The sequence below is a fragment of the Enterobacter sp. FW301-JW81 genome, assembly GCF_058788735.1.
This window is the reverse complement of record NZ_JBYTBA010000001.1, coordinates 1,469,143-1,475,142: the sequence shown is the minus strand read 5'-3', so window position 1 is coordinate 1,475,142 and position 6,000 is coordinate 1,469,143. Positions and strand designations below refer to the sequence as shown.

4 protein-coding genes are annotated in these 6,000 nt (G+C 58.4%); all 4 read left to right on the top strand.

Annotated features, from left to right (window positions below):
- Positions 1–672, top strand: a 672-nt coding sequence (locus AC3WOK_RS06980; RefSeq protein ID WP_492354216.1) for a type VI secretion system Vgr family protein, incomplete at its 5' end; no start/stop codon positions are given.
- Between the two features lie 75 nt (positions 673–747).
- A complete protein-coding gene (locus AC3WOK_RS06975) occupies positions 748–1,188 on the top strand; it encodes a DcrB-related protein (protein WP_059311640.1) in 441 nt (146 codons plus the stop codon).
- 3 nt (positions 1,189–1,191) lie between these two features.
- Positions 1,192–5,592, top strand: coding sequence for an RHS repeat-associated core domain-containing protein (locus tag AC3WOK_RS06970; protein ID WP_492354215.1), 4,401 nt, complete (start codon positions 1,192–1,194; stop codon positions 5,590–5,592).
- 5 nt (positions 5,593–5,597) lie between these two features.
- On the top strand, positions 5,598–5,918 hold the full coding sequence (locus AC3WOK_RS06965) for a hypothetical protein (RefSeq protein WP_242658889.1): 321 nt from the start codon (positions 5,598–5,600) through the stop codon (positions 5,916–5,918).
- Positions 5,919–6,000 lie beyond the last annotated feature (82 nt).

Sequence of the window (6,000 nt, the reverse complement as noted above, 5' to 3'; positions counted from 1 at the left end):
GGCGGGGTGCAGATCCCGCGCGTGGGCGATGAGGTGGTGGTGGACTTTATCAACGGCGACCCGGACCGGCCGATAATTACCGGTCGCGTGTACAACGACGCGAGCATGCCGCCTTGGGCGCTGCCGGCGGCGGCGACGCAGATGGGCTTCATGAGCCGGACGAAAGACGGCTCGGTCGACAACGCCAACGCCCTGCGCTTCGAGGACAAGGCGGGCGCGGAGCAGGTGTGGATCCAGGCCGAGCGGAATATGGACACCAGCGTTAAAAATGATGAAACGCACAGCGTCGGCGGCGAGCGCAGCCACTACGTGAAGAAAAACGAGCTGCATCGCGTGGAGGCGAATCAGATCCAGGCGGTGAAAGGCGGAACCGAGATCCTGACGGGGAAAGGCAAGCTGGATGCGGCGGTGGAACAGTACGTTATCGCTTCCGGAACAAAGCTGAGGCTGGTCTCCGGCGAGAGTGCCATTGAGCTTAACGCGAACGGCAAAATTAGCCTGATCGGCAAAGAGTTTAACTTCTTTGTTGAAGGGGATGGCCATATCACGACGGGCGGTAAGCTGCACCTGAATACTTCTGGCACGAAACCGGGCACCACGGCGCCGGGCGCGGGGCACAAAGGAGATATTGATGCGGCAGTTCAGGCGAAATTCACGCCGCCGAAAGAATAACCGCTTACTGTCTACCGCCATGTTGTCCATAACGGCCCTTAAAATCCTTCAGCAATCTTAGACGCGGATTCCCCAATGAAATATACCCTCCAGGAAGGTTCGTTTTCCCTTTTCCCTGCGGCCTGGCAGGATAACAGCATGAACATTATTCGCGATGACGAAAGCGGGTTGTCCGTGGTGGTCAGCCGCGGCGTTATCCCGGATGGCAGCGATTATGAGAAAGAGTTCCATCGCCAGTGGGACGTGATGCGCCCTCAGATGGGCGAGGTCGTTCAGAGCGAGTTCCAGCGTGTGAAAGCCGGGCCTGACGGCACCATCAGCGGTCTGGAAGTTGAAACCAACTTTGACCATAACGGCCAGCGCCTGTGGCAAAAACAGCTGGCAGTCCAGACGCCGGGCAAACCGGTGTTGATGATTTTTACCCTCTCAGCGCTCCGAGCATTCACTGAAGAGGATGAGGTGCGCTGGAGCGCGCTTAAGCAGAGTCTGACGCTGAACGACAACCGGAATGTGTAAGGCATGAGCGATAACAACGCGGCCCGTAAGGGCGACGAGATTATTCACTCCAGCATTTTTGCGGACATCACCAGCATTGTGGCGGAAGGCGCCGCTTATGCGGTGATCGGCGCGGCGGTGGGGGCAGCAGCTACCGTGGCAGCGCCATTGCTGGGGGCAGGGGCAGCCGCCGCAGGCGTGGCGGCGATTGGCTCCAGCTGTCTGTTAAGCGGCATCATAGGCGGCGTGCTGGCAAACGTGGCGGGGATCACAGACGATATCAGCAGTGCCGCCGAAGGGTTAGGCAACGCGATTTTCCCGCCGTCGCCTGCGGGTAAAATTACTACCGGTTCGAATAACGTTCTGACCAATGCGATCCCCGCCGCGCGCGCGGCCGGGACGCTGACGCCAGCAGATACCCCTTCACCTGAGCCGCAGTCTCCGGGCAGCTTTGCCGATTACGCGGGCATGCTGCTTTCCGCTGCCGGACAGTTTGGCAGCGAAATGTGGCAGCCGAGCGTGGCGTCTGCCGCCGCGGGGACCTCACCGCTGGAAGAAGACAAGGTGGCGTGTGAAAAGCACTCCGGACCGCAGTATCTGGCTGAAGGTTCGAAAAGCGTCTTCATCAACGGCCAGCCTGCGGTGCGTGCGAAAGATCGCACCACCTGCGAAGGGACCGTTTCCGACGACGTCTCTCCGAACGTGATCATCGGCGGCGACACGCTCACGGTTCGCGATATCAAAAGCGGCAAAACGCCGGGGCTGGCGCTGGGGATGATTGCGCTCTCTCTGCTGCGCGGCCGTCCGGGCAAGATTTTGAAAAACATGCCCTGCGCGCTGGCGGCGGCCGGCGGCGGGATGCTGGCCGATATGGCCGTCAATGCCGTGTTTGGCTCCTCGCACCCGGTGCATGCCGCCACTGGCGTGAAGGTGCTGAATGACGATGATGAACTCGATTTCTCGCTGCCGGGCCGCTTCCCGCTTCGCTGGCAGCGCAGCTACAACAGCCTGACCACCCGCGAAGGGCTGTTTGGCCTGGGCTGGGCTACCGCCTTTGACAGCTATCTGACGCTGGAAGAAAACAACGCCACCTGGTACGACGAAACCGGGCGCGAGCTGAGCTTCGAGCTGCCGCCTGTTGACCGCGCGTTTTACAGCGTCAGCGAAGGCATCATTATCCGCCGTAATGAGAGCGGCGACGTGGCGATTGCTGACGATGACGGCGCGGTGTGGCGTCTGTATAAACCTACCCGAGCGAATCCATCCATCCTGCGTCTGGCCTCCCTCAGTGACGAGTACGGCAACGCGCTGCTGACAGAGTGGGACGAGCACGGCAGGCTGGTTGGTCTTCACGACGAGCCGCGGGCGATAGACGTCACCCTGCGCTATGAAGACGAACGATTCCCGCAGCGCGTGACCGCCGCCAGCCATTTTGACGGCAGTCGTACCTGGCCGCTGATGCAGTGGGGCTACGATGCGCGCGGCCAGCTGGCGAGCGCGACGGATGCCTCTGGCGTCGTCACCCGCGAATACCGCTATAACGACCACGGCCTGATGGTCTGGCACCGCCTGCCTGGCGGGCTGGAGAGCGAGTACCGCTGGAAAAAATTTGACCACTGGCGCGTGGTGGAAAACCGCACCAGCACCGGCGACGGCTGCCGCTTTACCTATGATTTAGCCGCCGGGCTAACGACCGTCGAGCACTATGACGGGCAGACGCGTCGTCACTACTGGAACGCACAGAGCCTGATCGTCCGCTACGTTGACGAACGCGGTGAAAACTGGCGCTACGAGTGGGATGACAACGAGCTCCTGACCCGCCGCATCGATCCGCTCGGGAATGCCGTTACCTTCGTTTATGACGAGATGGGCAACCGGGTGCAGGAGATCGACGCCGACGGCAATGCCCGCGCAACGAACTGGCTTGAGCACCGCGCGCTGCCGTCAGCCATCGTTGAAGCCGACGGCAGCGCCACCCGGTTCTGGTACGACGAACATCACGGCCTGAAGCGCGTGGTGGACCCGATGGGACAGACCACACAGCTGCGCCGGGACGAGTTTGGTCAGGTCGTTGAGGAGGTCGATGCCGCCGGCAACAGCCGCTACCAGGAGTACAACGAGGCGGGAAAGCTGGTGCGCGCGACGGACTGCTCTGGCCGCACGACCCGGTATCACTATCATCCGCTGGGCTGGCTGGTGACCGAGACTGGGGCCGACGGTGAAGAGACGCGCTATCGCTACGACGCCGCTGGTCGCCCGGTGCAGCTCGATCGCCCGGAAGGCTGGACGGAGTCGCTCAAATGGAACGAACGCGGCCTGCCGGTGAAGCATGCTGGCGCGGATGGTAAAGAAAGTGAGTTCAGATACGATGAGGCAGGACGCTTAACCGCCACGCGTAATACTCAGGGTGAGGAGGTTCGCCGCCGCTGGGACAGCCGGGGGCGTCTGGTTGCTCTTGAAAACGAAAACGGCGAAGCGTATCAGTTCCGCTGGGGGGCTGACTCGCTGCTGCTGGAAGAGACGGGGCTCGATGGCGTGGCCTCGCAGTATCGCTACGACGCCTGCGGGCGCACGATAGCGCGTACCTTTGCCGCCGGTCATCCCGAAGCCATTACCCACGCCTTTGCATGGAGCGCGAGCGGCCAGCTGGTCGCGCGCACCACGCCGGAAGGACAGACCCGCTACCACTACACGCCGTCAGGGCTGTTAAGCCGGATTGGGCTGCACCCTGCGCTTTCAGCGGACGCGTGGAGCACCGAGGCAGAGCAGGAGCTTGCCTTTGACTATGACGCGCTCGGTCGCGTGACGCGCGAAGCGGGCGAGCACGGTGAGCTGGCGTGTGAGTATGACACGCTTGGCAACCGCACCTCCGTCACGCTGCCCGATGGCCGTGAGCTGAAGCAGTTCTACTACGGCAGCGGACATCTGCTCAGCATTGCTCTCGATAAGCTGTCGGTCTCCGATTTTACCCGCGACGAACTCCACCGGGAGACCAGCCGTACCCAGGGGCTGCTGACCACCCGCAGCGAGTACGACCGTCTCGGCCGCCTGCATCGCCGTGACGTCTTTACCGGCAATGCCCAGCGCCCGTCTCCGCGCCGCTGGTCCCGACGCTGGGATTACGATTACCGCAATAACCTGGTGCGGGAAGAGCGGGACGATAACCCGTTCAGCTGGTACCGCTGGCAGTACGACAGCGCCGGGCGTCTGCTCGTTCAGGACGGTACGCTGCCCGGCCAGGAGCAGTGGCGCTGGGATGCGGCCGGTAACCCGCTCGAAGGCTCTGCTGAGAAGGTCACGCACAACCGCCTGACGCAGTTGAACGGCATTCGCTGGCGTTATGACATCCACGGCCGCACCGTGGAGAAGGATAACGGTCAGACGCGCTGGCACTACCGGTACGACGGCGAGCACCGCCTGACGGAAGTGATTAGCCAGCCGCGGGACCGCAACAGGCCGCAGACGCAGGTCAGCTTCCGCTACGATCCGCTTGGACGCCGCATCAGCAAAACGCGCCAGCAGATGTTGGGCGGTCAGCCAGCCGGCAAGCCGGTCACTACCCGGTTTGTCTGGGAAGGGTTCCGCCTGCTGCAGGAGCTGCACGGGGATGTGCCGCTGACCTACGTCTACAGCGACCAGGACAGCTACGATCCGCTGGCGCGTATTGACGGCGTTGATACCCCGGAGATCTTCTGGTTCCACTGCCAGCCCAACGGCACGCCGGAGCGGATGACGGATGTCGAAGGGCAGGTGCGCTGGGAAGGCGTTAACAGCGCCTGGGGCAAGCTGTTGCGGGAAAGCGAGACGCAGCTATCAGGATATTCCCAGAACCTGCGTATGCAGGGGCAATACCTGGACCGTGAGACAGGGCTGCACTACAATCTGTTCCGGTATTATGACCCGGACTGCGGAAGGTTTACGCAGCAGGACCCGATAGGGCTGGCGGGGGGGATAAACCTTTACCAGTATGCGCCGAATGCGCTCAAGTACATTGACCCGCTTGGATTATGTAAGGCTGAAAGAGCAAGAGCGCGCCAAGCTAAAATGCTAAAAGATGATGTAGGATATAATATTAGTCCAAAAAGTTGGGACCAATATCCTGCAATCGGTCGAGATGGTACATTTATTACAGACAAAAAAGGGGCGTTGAAATATTTCAATGGAATTGAAGATGGAGATGTAACTATATCTAAATCTCTTGCTTCAAAAATTGAAAAAGACATGGGTTTATACCCAGGATCTTTAAGTGAAGGATTTAATATAAGAAAGATTGGCGGCATCTCTAATATGCAGCCACGAAGCCCATTAAGTGGTAATGATTATTTCTTAGGTCCAGGCCAACATTTACCTGGCGGGGCTCCAGAAATGGTGATAAATTCCGTACCAACATCAACTCCAGTAGCTATAAGGGTGAATGTAAATTGAATAAGATGCCAAATGAAGCGATTATCGTTATTGATATAGCTGGGAACATTATTAAAACTCGGGTTTTTGGCCAGCATTTTATTAAAAAAATGCAGATGATAGGTTTTTCATTAAAAGATGAGTTTATGGTTAGACCTGTAAGCGATGATCTGGATAAACAAAGGATTATAAAAATTCTAATTGGCGATGGTGCTCTTTTTTTATATGGGAATGGTTGGTATCCATCAGAAGTGATGGAATATTACAAAGATCAAGGCATAAATTTTGGCAAATATAAGGTTATATATTGGAGTGATAAAGATACGTACCATATAGAGGAAAGATAATCCTCCAGAATAAAAGATGTAAAATATATCCAAGGTATTTATGGATTTTATTTTATATGCCACTCATTTCGCCTGATTTCCT

Bases quoted from the DNA above. Each gene is read 5' to 3' on its own strand.
- AC3WOK_RS06965 (WP_242658889.1), top strand. From the start codon at position 5,598: ATGCCAAATGAAGCGATTATCGTTATTGATATAGCTGGGAACATTATT.
- AC3WOK_RS06970 (WP_492354215.1), top strand. From the start codon at position 1,192: ATGAGCGATAACAACGCGGCCCGTAAGGGCGACGAGATTATTCACTCC.
- AC3WOK_RS06975 (WP_059311640.1), top strand. From the start codon at position 748: ATGAAATATACCCTCCAGGAAGGTTCGTTTTCCCTTTTCCCTGCGGCC.